Genomic DNA, 19124 nt, shown 5'->3' on the forward strand with positions numbered 1-19124 from the left:
GCGCCGTGAGGGATTCGAACCCCCGACGTACTGATTCGTAGTCAGTCCCTCTATCCAGCTGAGGTAACGGCGCACATCGAAACAGCAACGAATATTATGCGCGTATATCGGCAATGAGTCAACACCTAATTTCGGCCAATATCAAATTTTTTGCGATTAGCGTCGCCGGGTGCCGCTAGCAAACACGACGGAGCGACTGAACAGGGGACGGAGGTGCGTTCGCGCTATAGCCTTTTGGGAACGTGTTACCTTGCCGTGAACACACCTCCGTCCCCTGTTCGCGTTCTGTTCATGTTCGCGTGTCGCGTTCCCTGTGCACTTGGGTGCGCATCCCTCCCTATAAATCCGAAAGCCGAATGCGATCGTTCCCGGACATAAAGAAAGGACCCCTAACGAGGTCCTTTCTTTATGAGGCAAACGGGAAATGCTTGCCGTTGGTTTTAGTTGCTGGAGCTGCTGCCTCCGTTGGTGTTGGAGCTGGAGCCGCCGCCGTTCGTGCTGTTGTTGCCGGAGCCGCCGCCGTTCGTGCTGTTGTTGCCGGAGCCGCCGTTGGTGGAGCTGCCGGAACCCGTGCTGATGACCAGGTGCACGGTTTTGCCGGGGTCGAGCTCGGTGCCGCTGGTGGGCGTCTGGCTGATGACGTTGCCCGAGGAGACGGAGCTGCTGGCCTGGTACTCAGTGGTCACCTTGAAGCCCGCGTTGTTGAGCGTGGTCATGGCGCTGCCCTCGGACTGGCCGACGACGCTGGGCACGCTCACGGCCTTGCTCTCCTTACCCTTCGACACCACGATGTTCACGGTGCCCTCGGCCTTGAGCTTGCTGCCGCTGGACGGGGTCTGGCTGATGACGAGGCCCTCTTCGACCGTGTCGGAGTACTGCTGGTCGACGGTGACGTAGAAGCCGGCGTTGTTCAGGGTTGCGGTGGCGCTGCTGCGGGTCTGGCCGACGACGTCGGGCACGCTGGTGCCCTCGGAGCCGAGCGACAGGTAGTAGGTGACAACGGTGTCCTTGGCGACCTTGGAGCCTGCGGCGACATCCTGGCGCGCGATGCGGTCCTTCTCGACGCTGTCGGAATATTCCGCGGTGCCCGCCTTGTACTTCAAGCCGTTGGCTTGCAGCAGTTTCTTAGCCTCGTCTGCGGTTTTACCGACCAGGTCGGGAACCTCTATCTCCTGAGAGCCTTGCGAGACGGTCAGGTTGATGGTGGAGCCCTTCGCCTTCTTGGTCTTGGCAGTGGGGTCCTGGCTGATGACCTTGCCCGAATCGACGCTGTCGGAGTAGGACTGCGTGACGTTGCCAACCTTGAAGCCGGCGGACTGGATGGCCGACTTCGCCTGGTCGAGCGTCTGGCCGGTGACGTCGGGGACCTCGATCTGCTCGCCGGAACCGCTGTTTCCGCCCAGGGCGAACGCGGCGATGGCGATAAGCGCGACCACGGCTGCGACGGCAGCCACTACCGCGGCAACCTTCTTGCCCTTTTTCTTCGGAGCGGTGTTGTCCGACATGTACGAATGGTTTTGCGAGCTGCCGCCGTGCTGGTTGCCGCCGCCGACCGCGGGCATGACCGCGGTGCCGTCGGGCATGGGGCCGATGTTGGGCACGCCGCCCATGATCTGCGTTTGCGCGCCGGTGAAGCCCGCGCCCAGGGCGACGGGTCGGCCGGCCAGGTAGTCGTTCAGGGCAGAGCGCATGTCCTTGGCGGTTGCGAAGCGCTCCATGGGGTTCTTCGACATGGCCTTGAGGATGATGGCCTCAAGGGAGGGATCGATCTCGGGGTTGAGCTCGCGCGGCGGCACGGGCTCGTCCTGCACCTGCTTCATGGCGACGCTGACCGCATCGGGGCCGTCGAAGGGCAACTTGCCCGTGGCGGACTCGTACAGCACGATGCCGAGCGAGTAGATGTCGCTGGCGGCGGTGAGCTCCTTGCCCTGCGCCTGCTCGGGGGAAATATAGTGAGCGGTGCCCAGCACGCTGGAGGTCTGCTCCTTGGTGGAGTTCTTCGCGCGTGCGATGCCGAAGTCCATGACCTTCACGTTGCCGTCGGGCTGCACCATGATGTTCTGCGGCTTGATGTCGCGGTGGATGATGTCGAGGCCGTGGGCGACGGAGAGCGCCTGGCACACCTGGCTGCCGATCTCGGCGACCTTGCGCTGGTTGATGGCGCCGCGCTGGTTGATGGCGGTCTTCAGGTCGGAGCCGCGCACGTATTCCATGACGATGTAGTACGTACCCTCGTCCTGGCCCCAGTCGTACACGTTGACGATGTAGGGGCTTTGCAGGTTGGCGGCGCTAGCGGCTTCTTGCTTGAAGCGCTGCGTGAAGCTTTCATCTGCGGCATATTGGGGCAGCATGACCTTCACTGCCACCAAACGACCCAAGACGTTGTCTTGTGCGCGGTACACCTCGGCCATGCCGCCGATGCCGATGCGCTCGGTGATTTGGTAGCGGTTGTTGAACACCCTGCCGATCATGTTTCCGGTCACGTTTGAACTCCTTTAGGTCACATGCTGGGCGGAATTTTGAGTAAAACCCATAGTACCCCGCTCAGCATCGTTTTTCTATATAAGCCCCTGAACTTCCAAAGCTGTTTGCAAGATGTCATGAGCCTTCTGGGTGCCCACGCCTTCGTCGCCGTCCTCGATGACCACGGCAACCACCACGCCGGCGTTGTCTGCGGGTGCCATGCCCACAAACCAGCTGTCGTTGCTGTTGGCCTTCTCGGCCGTGCCCGTCTTGCCGGCAACTTCCACGCCGTTGATCTGCGCGGCGGTGCCGGTGCCTTGCTTAACAACGCCCTTGAGGATATCGCGGACGCGCTTTGCGGTGTCGGAGCTGATGGAGGTGCGCAGTTTCTCCGGCTGAGCCGTGAAGCTGCGCTGGCCGTTGGCGTTGTACACGCCGTCCACCAGGTAGGGCTTCATCTCCACGCCGTCGTTGGCGATGGCGCTTCCCACCATGGCCATCTGCAGCACGGTGGCCTGCGGGCCGGCCGGGCTTTCATGGTTCATGGGGTTCACCGGCTCGCCGGCGGCGGCCCAGGCGGTCTCCCATTCGGTCATTTCGCTTGGGTCGGCCATGAGCGACGTGTACATGACGATGGGGAAGTCCAGGTCCTGGTTGAACCCGAAGCGCTCGGCGCCTTCCGCCAGCTTATCGGCGCCCATCTGCACGCCCAGCTGGCCGTAGACGGTGTTCGCCGACCACCACGTAGCCTGCTCGAGCGTTTGCGTGCCGTAGCTGGTCTTGTTGAAGTTCGACACGGTGGCGTTGCCGATGGTGATGGTTCCCGGGGACGAGAACGTGGTGGACTCGCTTGCCACGTCGTCCTCGAGCGCCGTGGCCAAGGTGACCATCTTGAACGTGGAGCCGGGCGCGTACAGCGTGCCCGTGGCGCGGTTGATCAGCGAGGTCTCGGCCGTGCCGGAGTTCGCCTGGGCGATCACCTGCTCGAAGTCCGCGGCATCATAAGTGGGCGCGCTGGCAAGCGCTAGGATGGCTCCGGTCTTCGGGTCCATGACCACCGCGGCGCCCTTGTTGCCGGCAAGCGCGTCCTGAGCTGCCTGCTGGATCTTCGAGTTGATGGTGAGCGTGACGTCGTTGCCGGCGGAGCCCACGCCCGCCATGTCGTTGAGCACGTCGGTCCAGCTGGCGAAGCTCTCCTGGCCCTTCAGGGTCTCGTTGTACGAGGCCTCGATGCCCGAGGTGCCGTACTGCTGCGACACGTAGCCCACCACGTGGGTGGCCAGGTCGCCGGCGGGGTAGATGCGCTCGTAGCTGCCGTCGTCGTCCACGGCGCTGCGCGCCAGCACGATGCCGTCGTAGGTGGAGATGGTGCCGCGTTCGCTCTTCGCTTCCTTGGCGAGCGTGTGGTTGTTGCCCGGCATGGTTTGGTACGAGTCGGCCTGCACCACCATGATCATGGTGAGGTTGGCCACCAGCAGGGCGAACAACGCGCTGCACAGCAGCATGCCGTTGGTCAGGCGCTTGCCCAGGCTGATGCGGCCGAGCACGCTGTTGGAGTGCAGGCTGGAGGTGGTGCCGTTGAGCATTTCGGTGCCCACGCCCGTGGCCTCGTCGCCCGCGCGCAAAAGGAAGCCCACGATGATGAAGCTGCCCAAAAGCGAGGAGCCGCCCTGGCTGATGAAGGGCAGAGTGAGGCCGGTCAGCGGGATGAGGCGCGTGACGCCGCCCACGATGATGAACGCCTGCAGCACGATCATGCCCGTCAGGCCCACGGCCACGAAGCTGGACACGTCGGACTTCGCGCGCGCCGCGGTCAGGAAGCCGCGGATGGCGAAGCATAGGAACAGCAGCAGCACGCCGGCCGCGCCGAGCAGGCCGATCTCCTCGGCGATGTCGGCGAAGATGAAGTCGCTCTCCACGACGGGGATGGCGTTGAACGCATCGGTGCCGCCCGCAAGGCCGTTGCCCAGGCCCACGCCGAACAGGTCGCCGTCGGCGATGGAGTAGAGCGCCTGGCACAGCTGGTAGCCGGTGTTCTGCGCGTCGGAGAACGGGTCGAGCCAGGTGTTCACGCGCACCTGTACGTGGCCGAAGGCCGCGTAGGCGGCAAGGGCGCCCACGGTGATCAGGCCCAGGCCGACTACCAGGTAGAACTTCTTGCCCGTGGCAACGTAGAGCATGAGCAGGAACACGAAGAAGAACACCATGGCGCTGCCCAGGTCCTTCTCGAACACTACGATGACCATGGCCACGCCCCACATGAGCAGGAGCGGCAGCAGCGATCGGATGTCGGGCAGGTGGAACGGGCCCATGCGCACGGTGAACACGGACAGCAGTTCGCGGTTCTCGGCCAGATAGCTTGCCATGAACAGGACGATGACGATCTTGGCGATCTCGCCGGGCTGGAAGGAAAAGCCGCCGATGTGCAGCCAGATGCGGCTGCCGTAGATCTCCTGGCCAAGGCCGGGGACCATCGGCGAGAGCAGCAAAAGGATGCCCACGAGCATGAGGGTGTATTTATAGTTGGCGATCTTATCGAGGTTGCGGAACAGAGCCAGCACCACAATCATGCAGGCCACGCCCACGAACAGCCAGACCACCTGGCCTTGCGCCATGTTGGGCGCGTCCGTGAACGGCGCGATGCGCGTGATGAAGGCGATGCCGATGCCCGATAGGCCGAACGCCAGGGGAAGCAGGGCGGGGTCGGCGCCGGGTGCGAGCTTGCGCACGGCAAGGTGGGCCACCACGAAGGCGGCGAAGATGCCGATGGGCACGCTGAGCGAATCGACGTTGACCTGCTGGCCCTCGTTGATGGCGATCATGACGAACAACAGCGCGACGACCGGGGCCGCCACCAGCAGAAGGACGAGTTCTATGTTGCGACGGGACATGATGCGCTACCTCTGCGTTCCCGTGGCGGTTTGCGTGGAGACCGCCGGCGCGTTCGCGGCGGCGTCGTTGGTGGTCGTGGTGCCGCTTGCCTGCGTGGATGTGGCCTGCTCCGAGCCTTCCGGCTTGCTGCGCTGGGCCGCTTCGTCGCGATATTGCTGCACCAGGTCATGCGCGGCGTCCATGTTGTCCACGCGGATGCCCTCCTCCAGGCGCGATGCCGTGCCGGGTTGCAGGCTGTCGACGCTCACGTCGGTGACTTCTTGCTGCTTATATAGGTGCATGCCCAGGAAATCGGCGGGAATGCCCTCGTAAACGGCAACCTTGCCGTTGTCCTCGCCCAGGTATGCGGTGGTGTGAAGCCACGTGTGCACGCCCCATGCGCCGCCGCCCAGGATGGCAAGGAACAGCACGAGCACCAGCGCCACGGAGAACTTCGTCTTGCGCGCCAGCTTGCGGCGGCGCTTCTCGGCGAATCCGGTGACGTTGGAGACGATGACGGTGACGTTGTCGTGGCCGCCGGCGGCGATTGCCTCGTTGACCAGCTGCGATGCGCAGCGTTGCGGGTCGGGCACGCGTCGCATGACGGCTTCGATCTGCTCGTCCTCGATCATAGACGACAGGCCGTCGGAGCATACGAGCAGGCGATCGCCCGTTTCGACGTTGATTTCGTACATATCGGGGCGCGTGTTGGGATCGGACCCGAGCGCGCGCGTGATGACGGAGCGCTGCGGATGATGGCGCGCTTCCTCGGGGGTGAGCTGGCCGGCCTCGATCATGTCGGCCATAAGGCTATGGTCGCGCGTAAGCTGCTGCAGCTTGCCGTGATGCAGCAGGTAGGCGCGCGAGTCGCCGACCTGTGCGATGATGAGGCGCTCGTTTTCCAGCATGCAAGCGGTAAGGGTGGTGCCCATGCCTTCGCGGCCGCGCCCATCGCGCGCCGCGCGGATGATCTCGTGGTTGGCTTCTTCGACGGCGTGCTCGAGGGCAGCGCCGTCAAGGTCCTTCGGGGCCAGCTCGGCCAGCACGTTCACCGCTATCTCCGATGCTACCTCGCCTGCGGCGTGGCCGCCCATGCCATCGGCGACGGCGAACAGCGGCGGGGCCACCACCAGGCTGTCCTCGTTGTGGTCGCGCACGCAGCCGACGTCGGTTCGGCTTCCGAACGTGGTGACGGCGCCTCTGCGCGTGCGTTGAGTGGAGCGGTAAGAACGTTTATCACGGGACATTATGCAAACCTCACGCGAATGGCCACGTCGCCCACGTTGACGGTGTCTCCGTTACGCAAGGCGGTGGGCTCGTTGATGAACTGGCCGTTCACGGCCGTGCCGTTGGTGGACCCCAGGTCCTCCACGAACAGGTTCTGCCCCATGAGGCTGAAGCGGGCATGCCTGCCGGAGACGTAGCCCGCGCCGATGACGATGTCGGCCCCGGGGTTGCGGCCCACGATGACCGGGCCGCGCACCACGATGGATACGCCGCGCAGCTCCTTCGGGCCCTTTTCAACCGAAAGGCTCCACGTGCGCTCGCGTTTGCGCTGGCCGCGCACTGCCCCGATGCCGGTTTTCATGATGGCGAACAGGAACAGGTACAGCAGCGCGACGAACAGCAGGCGGATGAGAAGCAGCGCGTAATCGATCACGGGGAATCCTCTCGCTTTCGCTTAGGCCAACGTGAAGACGAAGTTCGTGGACCCCATGGCGATGTGGTCGCCCTCGTTCAGCGGCTGGCTGGCGACGGCGCGACCGTTGACGTACGTGCCGTTGGTGGAGCCCAGGTCGGTGATGACCCATGCGCCCTGCGGGCTCAGGGAGATCTCGGCGTGGGTACGCGACACGTTGATGTCGGGGATGGTGATGTCGTTGCGCGACTCGCGGCCGAGCGTGACGCGGGCGCTTGCCAGGTCGATGGCGCGGTTGGCGGCCGTGTCGATCAGGCGGGCGCGAGAGGCCTGCTGCGGCTGGGCGGGCTGCTGGCCGGGCACGCCGGCGCCGGCGAACATCACGGTGTTGGCAGCCTGCTGGGGTGCCGCCTGCTGCGGCATGGCCTGGGGTCGCGGGGCGGCAGCGGCAGCCTGACCTGCAGCGTAGCCGGCAGCGGCTGCTGCAGGGGCGGCACCGGCGGCATAGGCGTTGAACTGGTCGACCGCACCGGCCGCGGCTTGCTGCGCTGCAGCGTAATCGGGGGCGGCAGCGGGCTGGTCCCAGGATTCCTGCGCGGGAGCCTGATAGCCCTGGGCCTCCCAGCCGTTTCCGGCGGGCATCTGCTGATAGCCCTGGTTGCCGTACTGATCGTATTGGTCGTACTGACCGTATTGATCGTGCTGGTCATATTGGTCGTACTGGTTGAAGCGCTGGTCGGGCATGGCTGCGCCTGCGCGGCCGAACTGCTGCGCAGGGTATGCGGCGGCAGCGCCGTAGCCGGCGTTCGCTCCGCCCAGGCCGTAGCGCTCCATCTCCTCGTTGCGCAGCTGGGAGATGATGGGCGCGGCGACGGCTTCGGCGATGACGTCGAACTTGCCGTGCTTGAGGCCTTCGTCGACGATGAAGCGCACAAGCGGCTGGCCGTCCATGGTCAGGCCCTGCTCGGAGGCCTTCGCGGCCAGGTAGGTTTCCGTTTCACCCGCGAGCGTGGGGTAGTAGCCGAACAGACGGCGGTCGTCGTCGGGGTTGACCAGCACGGTGTAGAGCGTGGGCGCGTACTGTTTGCCGGCGCCGACCATCTTCTCGCGGCGCATCTGCTTTTCGGCCTTCTTGGCGATCTGAACGGGGGAGATGGGGGCGTCGAACATCTTGTCCGCCGTGCCCTCGAACGTGTCCTCCATTTTGCCTTCGAACTTCGAGAAGATGCCCATTACCGCTCCTTGCAACGCTGTTCCATATCATGGCGGCGATAAGCCGCGAATTTACCGATGGTCCATCATGCCACAAACATAATGGCGAGATGGCGTCCTTTATGCAATCGTCATTTTATTGTAAGCGGGGAAAGCGGGGAATCGCCAGGTGAAGCGCCGGGAAAGCGGGGGAGGGGGTCTAGGGCGCGGGAGCGGTGCTCGCCGAGGGCGTTCGTTGCCGAAACCCTCGCTTGCACGCAGGGTGCTGGTTCTGGGTTGTTCTGCAGGAAAAGAGGGCCTTTCGCGCCATGGTCTCTGGACTTCTGGGCGGTTTTTCGAGCGCCGTAGCACAATCTTTCAGTAAAACCCCAGGTCGCGAACGCCCAGGTTCTCCGTTTGAGCGTTTTCGGCCTCCGAAACCCCCCAGAACTTGCTTCGAGTGATGGTGGGCGCCGTTTGCGCCGGGCGGGCTTGGCCCCGCGTTGCTCTTGCGCCGCTATTCCGTCGGCTGGGCGTCTTCCACCATGCGCATGAGGTCCTGCTGGCTGTGGACGTCGCACTTGCGGTAGATGTGGCGGATGTGCGTTTTGGCTGTGCCCTCCGAGATGTAGAGTTTCTCCTGGATGTAGGCCGCGTTATGGCCCTTGGCCAGGAAGAATAGGATCTCGGTCTCGCGGCGCGATAGGAGGAACGTGTTCGCCACCGTCTCGCACTTGCCGCGGAAGCGGCCGCCGCCGCGTGCGGGCTCGTTGGGTTTCGCGAAGCGCGCTTCCGCGACCGCCGCGGGTGCGGGCCGGGTTGCTTGCCGCTCGCGCGCAGTCGGCAGGGTCGAAGCTGCGACGCCATCGATTCCGCTCGCATTGCCGACGGGCTGCGCAGCTGCGATGCCATCGGTTCCGCCTGCGGCCTCGGCTGATTCCTCGAATGCCGCATCCTTGGCGCGCTCGCATCCGCCGCGATCCGCAGCGGCGTTAACGCCTGCGGCGGGAACCTCGCGGGAACCCGTCTCGGTCCCCGCGCAAGCGGCGATGACCGCGGCACTGCTCGCCGTGGCGCCTTTGCCCGCCAAGGGCGCCACGGCCTCCGGGCAAGCGTCGTCGTCGGCCGCCGAGGTGGCATTTGCCGATGCGATCCCTTCGCCGCCTGCGGTTCGATTGTTCGCCGACGGCACCTCTTCGCCTTCCGTAACCTGATGGCCTGCGGACTGTTCCCGTCCCGGCGCATCCCCGAGAATCGCCTGCTCGAGGGCGCTGTCTGCTCTCGTAGCGCCGCCGCAGTTGCGCAAACCGGCCGCGCGTTGGGACTCCTCTTTGTGCTCGAAGCTCGAGGACACCGCTTTGACCAGGGGACACGGCATGATGATCGATTCGATTTCCCGCTCACGAGGCAGCAGGGCGTAGGCGAACACGATGATCAGCAGCAGCAAGATCACCAGCGTCTGCTCGCCGAACGGCAGCAGGTGCGCGTAGTTCGCGAGGGCGATGGGCATGAGAGTGCCGACCATGATGGCGAATGCCAGGGTGGCGCGGCCCAGACCGAACACCAGGATTGGCGACAGGCGGAAACGCTGCGACAGGTCGGCGAAGAAGATCCACATGAGAGACTCGAAGCACAGGAAACCTACGAGCATGATCACGCTGGTCAGTGCGGCGTTCTCGGCGCTGGCGAGGGGCATGAGGAACACGGTGACGGCTATGAACGGCACGAGAGGCTGGAAGAATCGGCTCCACCGGTCGCCGGCGCCGAGGGCCATGATCGTCAGAAGCACTAGCACGGTGGCGCAGCCGGCGGCTAGCAGGAGCATGGGCTGCGCGCCAACGCTGGTCTTCGTCACAAGGTTCTGCAGCGAGTTCGAGCGCAGCATGCCCAGGGCGATGCCGAGCACCAGCACGGGTGCGCCGAAGCGCATGACGAACTTGCCGCGGTTGATGGGCAGCGGTTTGAAGATGGGGACCTCGTCGCGCTCGTGGTAGGGCTTGGGCGTTTTTTTCAGGAGGATGGCCAGCTCAAGCAGCGGAACGCAGGCAATCGCAAGGGCGGACACGGGGAAGGGCGCGTAGTGCAGCACGGTGGCGAACAGGCCGATGGCGATGGAGATGGCGATGGCGGTGTTCAGCACGATCGAGGTGCTGTCGGTGCGGGCGAACGCCGTGCCCCAGTACACGATGAGGATGGCCGAGCCGATGCCGGTCATGATGCCGGAAATCGTGCCCGCCAACGGGGCGCCGAAGAAGGGCGTGGCCAGAAGCAGCAGCGATCCCACGCACGAAAGCACGGCGCCGATGCAGAGCAGCTTGCGGGATGTGTACAGCTTCAAGAAGCGCTGGTCCGTCGCCGCGATGAACAGCATGGCGAATATGTAGACGATCGATGAGATCAGGTAGGGCATGGTGACGCTGCTGCCGTAGAGCCCCTCGAAGCAGGGCATGGGCCCGAACACCGATGAGGTGCCGAACATGGTGGCGTACACCCATGCTTGATGTAGGCCGTAGCCGACTGATAGCAAACTCAATTCGCCGAATGCACTCTCTTCGCCGAAATCGGCATTGAGCGTGATCTTCGGAACGCGTACCCCCATACGCAAACCCCTCCCGGTATTGGATTGTGCATCCTCTTCGATGCCCATGATACCGGGTGATTGGGGGATGATTCGCGCGATGAGGGGTGATTTCGGCATCACCCCGTCAAAGTCAGACTTTTGACCAGCGGAAATGGAAAAATCATCCCCGGAGGATGATGCTGCGCGAGCATGGCTCCCGCCGATATCGAGATGTTGCGCGAGCGTATTCAGTTTCGCGTCGAGTGCTTCCCCGCGAGGCTGCGCCCCGTCGGTTCGGCCGCACACGTGTTCACCGCGCGCGTGCGGCAGCTCGGCTGCGAACGCGGCTGCAAGGCGCGCGGGCCGGCTGGCCGACCGGCCCGTATGCGCGTCGGGCGCTAGGCCACCTTGATGACCACGTTGTCGTAACGGCTGAGCTGGGTGTCTTCACCCGTGGTGCCCTGACCGTCGTGCGTGGTCTGCGTGCCCGGCTTCTGGGTCTCGGCGGCGTACACGGTTGCCGTGTACTGCTTGCCGGCCAGGTAGTCGGCCAGGCTGGTGACGTCGTAGTTGTGAATGGCCTCAAGGCCGTTCTGATTCTCGCTGGACATGACATCCTCGTTCAGCAGGTCCTTGACCGTGCTTCCCTCGGGAACGATGACCAGCTCGCTACGAACAGCGCCGCCCTGGGCGGTTTCGTCCAGCACGCACGTGACCTCGTACACGCCCTTGCTCTCCACCTGGACGCCCTCATCGCTGTGGACGTAGTAGAACGCATAGGCCGGCACGGCGATCATCGCGCACGCGCAGCACGCGACCGCGATGGCAAGAAGCTTCTTGCCCCAAGATACGTTTGCCATTTGAGCCTCCCTTCTCGTAAGAGTCGAGGAATGGAAGCCCCGCTTTCGGCAACGTGGTTCGCAGTATACGGGCGCATGGCCGCCCAGGCAACCGATTCACAAGCCTGTGACCTGGGGAAATGAGGAATCAGCCCCCGCGTATGATGCTGCACACGCCTTGGATGCCGCGGATGTGGCGACAACTTCGCCATTTTAGGGTTTGCGGGATGATGGCCCGCTTCCCGCGCTTCCTATAATGGGCGGCAGCGAAGAGGAAACACGCCTGCGACCTGGTGGTTCGCAGGCGATTGGCCGCGCGTTCGAGGTGAACGCCGGCCGGCCCTGCGCCGCGCGCCGGGGCCCGACGTAGAACAGGGGGATTTGCGATGGCCGAAAATCAAATTGCTGATTTGTGGGACGAAGAGGACGAGTTCGACCCGCTGGCCGTGGACGATCTGGAAATCAACCAGGAGGACATGGACGACGACAACCCGCTTGATACGGTGGACTATCCCACCATGCGCAATATGCCCGAGGACATGCAGCGCGAGTCGGTGTACAGCCCCGAGCGCCAGGGCGGTGCCGTGCAGGCCGTGCTGGCTATGCTCGATCACAACCCGGCGCGTCGTCCGGTGCTGGTTTCCATTCTGGGTTGGTGCGAAGGCGGTTGCGTGAACAGCGAGCTTACGGAAAAGGTTGACGCGCTGCAGGCCGACAACCGTTCCGTGTACGGCACCACCACGCTGTGCCGTATGCTGGAGCGCGCCGGAGCGCTTGAGCTGGAGATGCCGGAAACGTCCGAAGAGCGCGAGGACGCGGCCGAGGGCGTTGAGTACCTGGAAATCAAGGAGCGCGTTGACCCCACGTGGCGCACCACCGAGGCCGGCAGCGCCGTGTTCGCCCAGATGACTGATGGTTCGGCGTTCCGCGACATGGTGTTCAACCGCGACGTGAAGTACCTAGAGGTATACCGCGCGGTCATGAACTTCGTGGATGCCACGCCGCGTTCGAAGGACGACATCGAAACGCTGGTGGACGGGTTCGACGTGGTGAAAAGCCCGCGCCGCTTCGGTGGTCACTTCATTGACATGCTGGAGAAAACCGACGCGCTGCATTGGAAAGATCACTCGTGGCAGCTGACCGACCTGGGACGCAAGATGATCCCCGAGGTTGAGGCCGCGTGTGCGAAGAAGGGGGAGTAACCGATGGCTGAGAACATGGCTGCAGCACCCGCTGCTGAGGAAGAGATGGACCTGGCTGCGCTGATGGATGGCCGCGCTCGTACGTACGGCCTGATGGCGCGCCTGTTTCTGAAGGAAGTTGACAAGGCTGCGCTGACGGAGTTGCAGGGCATGCGCTTCCCGGCCGCTACGAGCAGCGCCAAGGTGGACGAGGGCTACCACATGCTGTACGACTACCTGCGCACCAGCTGGGACGACAGCATCACCGAGCTTGCCATCGACTACGTGCGCACATTCATCGGTCACGGCGTGAACGGCTTTTCTGCGGCGTATCCGTTTGAGAGCGTGTACACCTCCGAGCGTCGTTTGATGATGCAGGAAGCGCGCGCCGAGGTGCTGCAAACGCTGCGCGAGAACAACCTGAAGCGTGGTCGTTGGACCGAGGGCGAGGACCACATTGCCCTTGAGCTGGAGTTTATGCAGCGTATGGCCATGCGCACGGCCGAGGCTCTGCGTGCCGGCGACGAGGACAAGGCCATCGAGAAACTGCGCACGCAGCAGAAGTTCGCGCAGGACCACCTGCTGAACTGGCTGCCCATGATGACCGAAGACATGCGTCGTTTCGCGCGCACCATGTTCTACCAGGGTTTGGCCCAGCTGGTCATGGGCTATGTGGAAGAGGACGCTGACCTGCTGGAAGAGCTGCTGGACAGCGTGGAAGAGGCTGCGTAGTGGCGGCGCGTTGCCGCCGCGTTATAGGAAGCGCTGCGCTGTGCGTGGCGCTGGTTGCTGGGCTCGGCGGGTGCGCCGGGTTCAGCCCTGTTTCGGGGGCGGATGCACAAGGTGGTGCGTCGGCGGGTGTCGAGAAGCAGGCGGCGGAGTTGTCGCTGGTGCACAAGGGTGCGTTGACGGTGGCGTGCCCGTTGAGCTGCCTGCCGTATTTTCAGGATGCCAACGGCGTGCAAACGGGGTTCGGCTGCGAGCTGATGGATGCGGTTGCGCAGCGGCTTGACGTTGAAGTTGCCTGGTCGAAGGCAGATTCGGCTGATGCGGCGCTTGCGCGTGCGCAGGTGGCAGGGCAGACCGTTCGTGGTGCGCAGGTGCGGGCCGACGCGGCCATGACGGTGGCGGATGCCGTAAGCGGGCAGGTTGGCAGCGTTGTTGCAGATGACGCGTCGGGCATGGTGCGCGTTCCGTTCGTAGACGTGAGCCAATGCTTGGTGGCAAAGAAGTCTTCCGCTGTTGAAAGCGTTGATGACCTGGGCGGATGTAAGGTCGGCGTGCTTGCAGGCTCACCCGGCGCTGCATGGGCGGCATCTTCGCTTGCTGATGTACAACTAGTTGAGTACAACAACGTGGGTGAGCTGTTTTCGGCGCTGCAGGCGCGTAATGTGGATGCCGTTGTGGCTGATGAGCAGGCCGCGAACTACCACTTGCGCGTGTCGTATGGCGATGAGCATGTGGTGCAGCACATCGAAGGGGCCGACGCGGGCTATGCGCTGGCGTTCGACGCTGACAACGAGGCGCTGGCGCAGGCTGTGGCGCAGGCGCTTTGTGCGATGCGGGAAGATAGTTCCTACCAGCAGCTTTGCGACGCGTGGTTCTCCGAGGCCGACAATTCGCGCGGCAAAGTTGAAGCTCGTACGCCCGAACAGGGTGCCCCCGGTCACGACAAAGGCGGCGGCGTGTAGGCGAAACGCTGCGCGATGGTGTAGGCTAGGGCGCGTTACTGTTTTCGGTTGAAAGGGTTTCGCCATGAGGGTTTGCGTGTTCGGCTCGTCGAGCCGGGACCTGGATGCGTTGTACATCGATGCCGCTTACGAGCTGGGACGCACGTTGGCCGAGCACGGGCACGGTCTGGTGTTCGGCGGATACGACGTGGGCCTGATGGGCGCGGTGGCGCACGGCGTGGGCGACGCGGGTGGCAGCGTCATAGGCGTCGTTACCGAGGGCCTGAACAAGAAGGGCCGCCCCGTCTACCCGTGTACCGAGCTGATCTGCGAATCCGACCTGGCCACCCGCAAGACGCGCATGACCTCGCTGGCCGACGCCTTCGTCACCTTGCCCGGCGGCCTGGGCACGTTCGACGAGTTCTTCGACATTGTCTCCCAGGTGAAGGCCGGCGAACTGGATGCGAAGAGCGCCATCCTGAACGTGGGCGGCTATTTCGACCCGCTGGTCGAGATGCTCGACCGCGCGACTGCCACGGGCCTCAACTCCACCGACTGGCGCAGCAACTGCGACGTGTTCGACGCCCCCGAGCCGCTAGCGGCGTGGCTGGAAGCGTAAATAGGTAACGAAACGCTTCCGTTTCCCATAAATACCTGCCTGCATCTAGCACTCGTGGGCAAAGAGTGCTAACTTTCTTTGGTAGCAAATATTGTTATGCACGTGCTCAAGGAAGGGGCTCATAGCATGGCTAAGGAAATCGCATACGACAACGAGACGCGTGAGAAGCTTGCGACCGGTGTGGCGAAGCTGGCCGACGCGGTGCGCGTGACCATCGGCCCGAAGGGCCGTTACGTCGGCATCACCAAGAAGGGCGAGCGTCATCCCAACGTCTCCAACGACGGCGCTACCGTTGCTGCGCACGTGGGCGCATACGACCACGTGGAGAAGATGGGCCTGCAGGTGGTCCGCGAGGCAGCAACCGCCGCGAACAACGAGGCCGGCGACGGCACCTCCACGGCAACGCTGCTCGCTGATGCCATCGTGCGCGAGGGCGTGCGCTACGTTACCGCCGGCAATGACCCGCTGGCCCTGCGCCGCGGCATCCAGAAGGCCGCCGACGTCGCATCCGACGAGCTGCTGAAGGCCGCCACGCAGGTGACCACGCGCGAGCAGATGGCCGAGATCGCCACCGTCTCCTCGGGCGACCCCGAGATCGGCGCGAAGATCGCCGAGGCCCTGGACGAGATCGGCCAGGACGGCGTTATCTCCGTTGAGAAGTCCACCAAGTTCGGCATCGACCTGGAAGTCAAGAAGGGCATGCTGTTCGACCGCGGCTTCATCTCCCCGTACATGGCCGACGACATGGGCTCCATGACCGGCGAGCTGGAGCAGCCCTACATCCTGATCACCGACCAGCGCCTGGCCGACAACTTCAAGGACGTCGTGCCCGTGCTGGAGGAGGTCATGCAGTCCGGTCACCCGCTGCTCATCGTTGCCGACGACGTGCGCGGCGAATCCCTGAACTCCCTGCTCATGAACCGCCAGAAGGGCACGCTCATCAGCGCAGCCGTCATGTGCCCTGGCGCCGAGGAGCGCCGCAAGGCGGAACTGGAGGACATGGCCATCCTCACCGGCGGCGAGGTCATCTCCCCCGAGCGCGGCCTGTCGCTGGCAGACGCCAAGAAGAGCATGCTCGGCCGTGCCGCAAGCGTGCAAATCACGAAGAGCCGCACGCTCATCATCGGCGGCAAGGGCAAGCAGGAGGCCATCGAGAAGCGCTGCGAGGCTATCCGCAACGAGCTGAAGAACCCGCATTCCGACTACGAGCTGGATGTCATGCGCGAGCGCTTGGCGAAGCTGTCCGGCGGCATCGCCGTCATGAGCGTCGGCGCTGCAACCGAGACCGAGATGAACGAGATCCGCAGCCGCATCCAGGACGCCCTGCGCGCAACGCGCTCGGCTGCAAGCCAGGGCCTGCTGGCCGGCGGCGGCGTTGCCCTGATCCAGGCGTCCAAGGCGCTTGACCAGGTGGAAGCCGCCAACGAGGAGGAGCGCTTCGGCGTGGACATCCTGCGCAAGGCGCTTGAGGAGCCCATGCGCGCGCTGTGCAGCAACGCCGGCTATAACGGCGACGTCGAGGTTGCCAAGGCGCTTGAGGCACAGCCCGGCTTCGGTCTGGATTGCGAGACCGGCAAGTACGGCGACATGATCTCCATGGGCGTTGCCGATCCGGCCAAGGTCACCGTCACGGCCCTGCAGGCTGCCGCTTCCGTTGCCTCGCTCATCCTCATCACCAACTGCAGCATCACCGAAGCTGACAAGAAGGACGAGGAAGAGAAGTAGCAGCAACGCCAGCAACTGCTGCGCTGACAGGGGGGAGCGATTTCCCCAGCGCGAAGCCCCGGCTTCGCCAGCCCCTTTCAATAGAGCACGCTCAACGGGAGCCCCACAGGGGCTCCCGTTTTTATACGGAATGCGAAATCGTATAAAGAAGCGCTCGAAAACGCGCGCTAAATTATACGAATCCCGGAAATCGTATAAAGTAAATGAGATTCCAGGCCTCTTCTTTATACGAATCGCGAAAACGTATAACTAAAGAGCTGAAGGTCAACCAGCGTAAGCCCGTGACGTTCGGGCTTACGCAGCAGTTCAAGGAAGAGTTCGGGGTAGTGCCGGTGGTCTGGCGCAATCCTTTCGAGTAGGGGTTCATCGTGTGCAGAAGGTTCACGGTCGTTACGTGGGATGAGGTTGCGGAAGTCGTGCGCGAGTTGCAGGCGGATTCACCCGTGAACGCGCAACCCGATTGGCCTGCGCGTCCGATGGTTGGCGAAGGCGCGGCGGCGCAGGTGGAGCCGGGCGAGGATGCGTTCCCTGGCGCAGGCGTTGACGTGATTGTCCGCAGGCCGGAAAGTCAGCTGGCTGTTGAGCGCTTGACCTGGGGATTTCCTGTCGAATGGCAGCAACGTCCCGTGTATAACACGCGCTTGGAAACGGCGATGGGGCCGAACCCGGGCATGTGGGAACAACCGATCGTGCAAGGTCGTGGCGTAGTGGTGACTGGCGGTTTCTTTGAAGCGCATGCAACCCAAACGGTGCGCAGCCCGAAAACGGGGCGGAAGATTAAGCAGCAGTACCGTTTCGAAAGCGGCGAAGGCACGCCGCTGCTGCTGGCAACGGTATGCGGGCAAGGCTGCTTCTCGGTGGTGACCACGCGTCCGAACGCCAGTGTTGCGCCCGTGCACAACCGCATGCCCCTGACGCTCACGCTTGCCGAGGCGCGTTGGTGGCTGTGCGCGCCATGGCCCAGCCTGGTAGCCAACTGGCAAAAGCTAGCAAATCGTGAAAGGTTCGCGTTAACGGCCGCCCCAGAGCAACCGCCAGCCCCGGTAACGTTCGGGCAGGGAACGTTGTTCTAAGGGGTGCGACGTTTGCGGGCTGTGAGTCGGGGCTTGCTGCCGTGCAATGAAGCTTCGCATTGGCCTCTTCCGCCGGATTGCTTGTTGTCGAACAGGGTGGGCGCTGGCACAATTGCAGTATGACTTCGAGAGATGCAAACATATCGACTATGGTGGAAACGGCGGAAGTGCCGTTTCCTCTGACGCGCATCGATGGCTCGATGTGCGTTGACGACTTTCTTCCATACACGAACCTGTCGATCGAGCGTGCGTTACGTTTGATCCCTCTCGAAGATGACCCCCAGAGCCATCGAAACCTGTATGCATGGTTCATGAATGAAACGGGGAAAATAGGCTCTCGATACCACGGTAAGAAGTTGCTTGGAGTTGAGTTCCCGCATGTGGCGCAGCGTGGGATCCATGTGCCGAGTCGCCATAGGTATGCGGCAACGGTGACGGTTGCCTATAACAGCTTATATAGCGAGAACAACGACGGTGCCCGAATCGATTTGGGCGATGGGACATGGGTCTTGTACTATTCGGCCCATCAAAATAATTCCGGTGGAACGACCGACATGCAATGGAACCAAAAGCTGGTGAATTGCTTGATGGATGGCGTTCCCGTTGGCGTGTTCCTTCAGCAGAACTCGTCTTCGAGTTCGTATCTGCGCTTTCTTGCATTCGTTGAGGAATTCAATCCCGAGAACGAGTTGTTTACCTTGCACGGGCCCGTTACGCCCGAGACCGAGCATTTGTTTGCGAGCGCGGCTCCGCAAGCCGAAATGAAGGATTCGGTAGCGGTTGATGAGTGGCTTCGAGCGAATGGGGTAGGCGATCCGGAAAGCATGGAAGAGGACCGTCGCCGTTTTTCCGTTGCTCGTCGTATGGTGCGTCAAGGGCAGCAAGCGTTTAGAAAAGACCTGTTCAAGGCTTATGAAGGGCATTGTGCGGTTACGGGGTTCGATACGAACGAGGTGTTGCAGGCAGCGCATATCCTTGATTACCGCGGAACTCAGAGCAATGTTGTAGAGAACGGTATTTTGCTGCGTTCCGATATTCACTTGCTATTTGATAGCTATTTGCTGGGTATTAACCCTGCTTCGATGCGTCTGGAAGCAAGTTCGCGGATTTCGGACGGACCATACGCAGATCTTGATGGTGCGCCGCTGTTTTTGCCTAAAGAGAAGGCGTTGCGCCCGAACGAGAATTTCCTTATCGCGAAGTACAAGCGTTTTAAGTGTTGCGTTTGATTCCGAAGTAGTGCCGTGGCGTTTCTCTTAGATGAAAGATGAATGCCGCGCCGTTTTGCCTTTC

Annotated in this window: 15 protein-coding genes and 1 tRNA gene; 8 read left to right on the forward strand and 8 right to left on the reverse strand. The window is 63.1% G+C overall.

What is annotated here, in order from left to right; translation table 11 throughout:
• The 7 genes from Q0G75_RS06650 to Q0G75_RS06680 form a co-directional block, all read right to left on the reverse strand.
• Positions 1 to 73, reverse strand: a tRNA-Arg gene (locus Q0G75_RS06650).
• Positions 74 to 440: 367 nt separating this feature from the next.
• Entirely contained in the window at positions 441 to 2483 is a 2043-nt protein-coding gene (pknB, locus tag Q0G75_RS06655; protein ID WP_294415208.1) for a Stk1 family PASTA domain-containing Ser/Thr kinase, read from the reverse strand.
• Positions 2484 to 2558: 75 nt separating this feature from the next.
• Positions 2559 to 5354, reverse strand: a complete 2796-nt coding sequence (locus Q0G75_RS06660) for an FtsW/RodA/SpoVE family cell cycle protein (RefSeq protein WP_294415206.1) — start codon at positions 5352 to 5354, stop codon at positions 2559 to 2561.
• A 6-nt stretch (positions 5355 to 5360) separates the two neighbouring features.
• Positions 5361 to 6581 (reverse strand): Stp1/IreP family PP2C-type Ser/Thr phosphatase, encoded by a 1221-nt coding sequence (locus Q0G75_RS06665; RefSeq protein ID WP_294415204.1) that lies wholly within the window; start codon positions 6579 to 6581, stop codon positions 5361 to 5363.
• Complete coding sequence (locus tag Q0G75_RS06670) at positions 6581 to 6994, reverse strand: FHA domain-containing protein (protein WP_042432199.1); 414 nt, start codon at positions 6992 to 6994, stop codon at positions 6581 to 6583. Before Q0G75_RS06670 ends, Q0G75_RS06665 begins: the two co-directional genes overlap by 1 nt.
• Positions 6995 to 7015: 21 nt before the next feature.
• On the reverse strand, positions 7016 to 8206 hold the full coding sequence (locus Q0G75_RS06675) for an FhaA domain-containing protein (protein ID WP_118349384.1): 1191 nt from the start codon (positions 8204 to 8206) through the stop codon (positions 7016 to 7018).
• Positions 8207 to 8681: 475 nt separating this feature from the next.
• Positions 8682 to 10763, reverse strand: coding sequence for a LuxR C-terminal-related transcriptional regulator (locus Q0G75_RS06680; protein ID WP_294415200.1), 2082 nt, complete (start codon positions 10761 to 10763; stop codon positions 8682 to 8684).
• 171 nt (positions 10764 to 10934) lie between these two features.
• Here Q0G75_RS06680 and Q0G75_RS06685 point away from each other — a divergent pair, with 171 nt between their 5' ends.
• Entirely contained in the window at positions 10935 to 11126 is a 192-nt protein-coding gene (locus Q0G75_RS06685; RefSeq protein WP_294417910.1) for a hypothetical protein, read from the forward strand.
• Here the strand turns inward: Q0G75_RS06685 and Q0G75_RS06690 are convergent.
• Positions 11123 to 11584 (reverse strand): hypothetical protein, encoded by a 462-nt coding sequence (locus Q0G75_RS06690; protein WP_294415198.1) that lies wholly within the window; start codon positions 11582 to 11584, stop codon positions 11123 to 11125. The two genes, Q0G75_RS06685 and Q0G75_RS06690, sit on opposite strands and share 4 nt — an antisense overlap.
• 365 nt (positions 11585 to 11949) lie before the next feature.
• Here Q0G75_RS06690 and Q0G75_RS06695 point away from each other — a divergent pair, with 365 nt between their 5' ends.
• From Q0G75_RS06695 to Q0G75_RS06725, 7 genes are all read left to right on the forward strand, one after another.
• The gene (locus Q0G75_RS06695; protein ID WP_294415196.1) at positions 11950 to 12765 is read left to right on the forward strand and encodes a hypothetical protein; all 816 of its coding nucleotides are present in this window, start codon (positions 11950 to 11952) and stop codon (positions 12763 to 12765) included.
• A gap of 3 nt (positions 12766 to 12768) precedes the next feature.
• Positions 12769 to 13476, forward strand: coding sequence for a molecular chaperone (locus Q0G75_RS06700; RefSeq protein ID WP_294415194.1), 708 nt, complete (start codon positions 12769 to 12771; stop codon positions 13474 to 13476).
• 44 nt (positions 13477 to 13520) lie between these two features.
• Positions 13521 to 14435, forward strand: a complete 915-nt coding sequence (locus Q0G75_RS06705) for a transporter substrate-binding domain-containing protein (protein WP_294415192.1) — start codon at positions 13521 to 13523, stop codon at positions 14433 to 14435.
• A 64-nt stretch (positions 14436 to 14499) separates the two neighbouring features.
• On the forward strand, positions 14500 to 15033 hold the full coding sequence (locus Q0G75_RS06710; protein WP_294397104.1) for a TIGR00730 family Rossman fold protein: 534 nt from the start codon (positions 14500 to 14502) through the stop codon (positions 15031 to 15033).
• A gap of 126 nt (positions 15034 to 15159) precedes the next feature.
• On the forward strand, positions 15160 to 16758 hold the full coding sequence (gene groL / locus Q0G75_RS06715; protein WP_294415190.1) for a chaperonin GroEL: 1599 nt from the start codon (positions 15160 to 15162) through the stop codon (positions 16756 to 16758).
• A gap of 368 nt (positions 16759 to 17126) precedes the next feature.
• Complete coding sequence (locus tag Q0G75_RS06720) at positions 17127 to 17831, forward strand: SOS response-associated peptidase family protein (RefSeq protein WP_294415189.1); 705 nt, start codon at positions 17127 to 17129, stop codon at positions 17829 to 17831.
• Positions 17832 to 17980: 149 nt separating this feature from the next.
• A complete protein-coding gene (locus tag Q0G75_RS06725) occupies positions 17981 to 19060 on the forward strand; it encodes an HNH endonuclease (RefSeq protein ID WP_294415187.1) in 1080 nt (359 codons plus the stop codon).
• The last annotated feature ends 64 nt before the right edge of the window (positions 19061 to 19124 follow it).

Source organism: uncultured Senegalimassilia sp., from assembly GCF_934636665.1.
GTDB lineage: Bacteria > Actinomycetota > Coriobacteriia > Coriobacteriales > Eggerthellaceae > Senegalimassilia.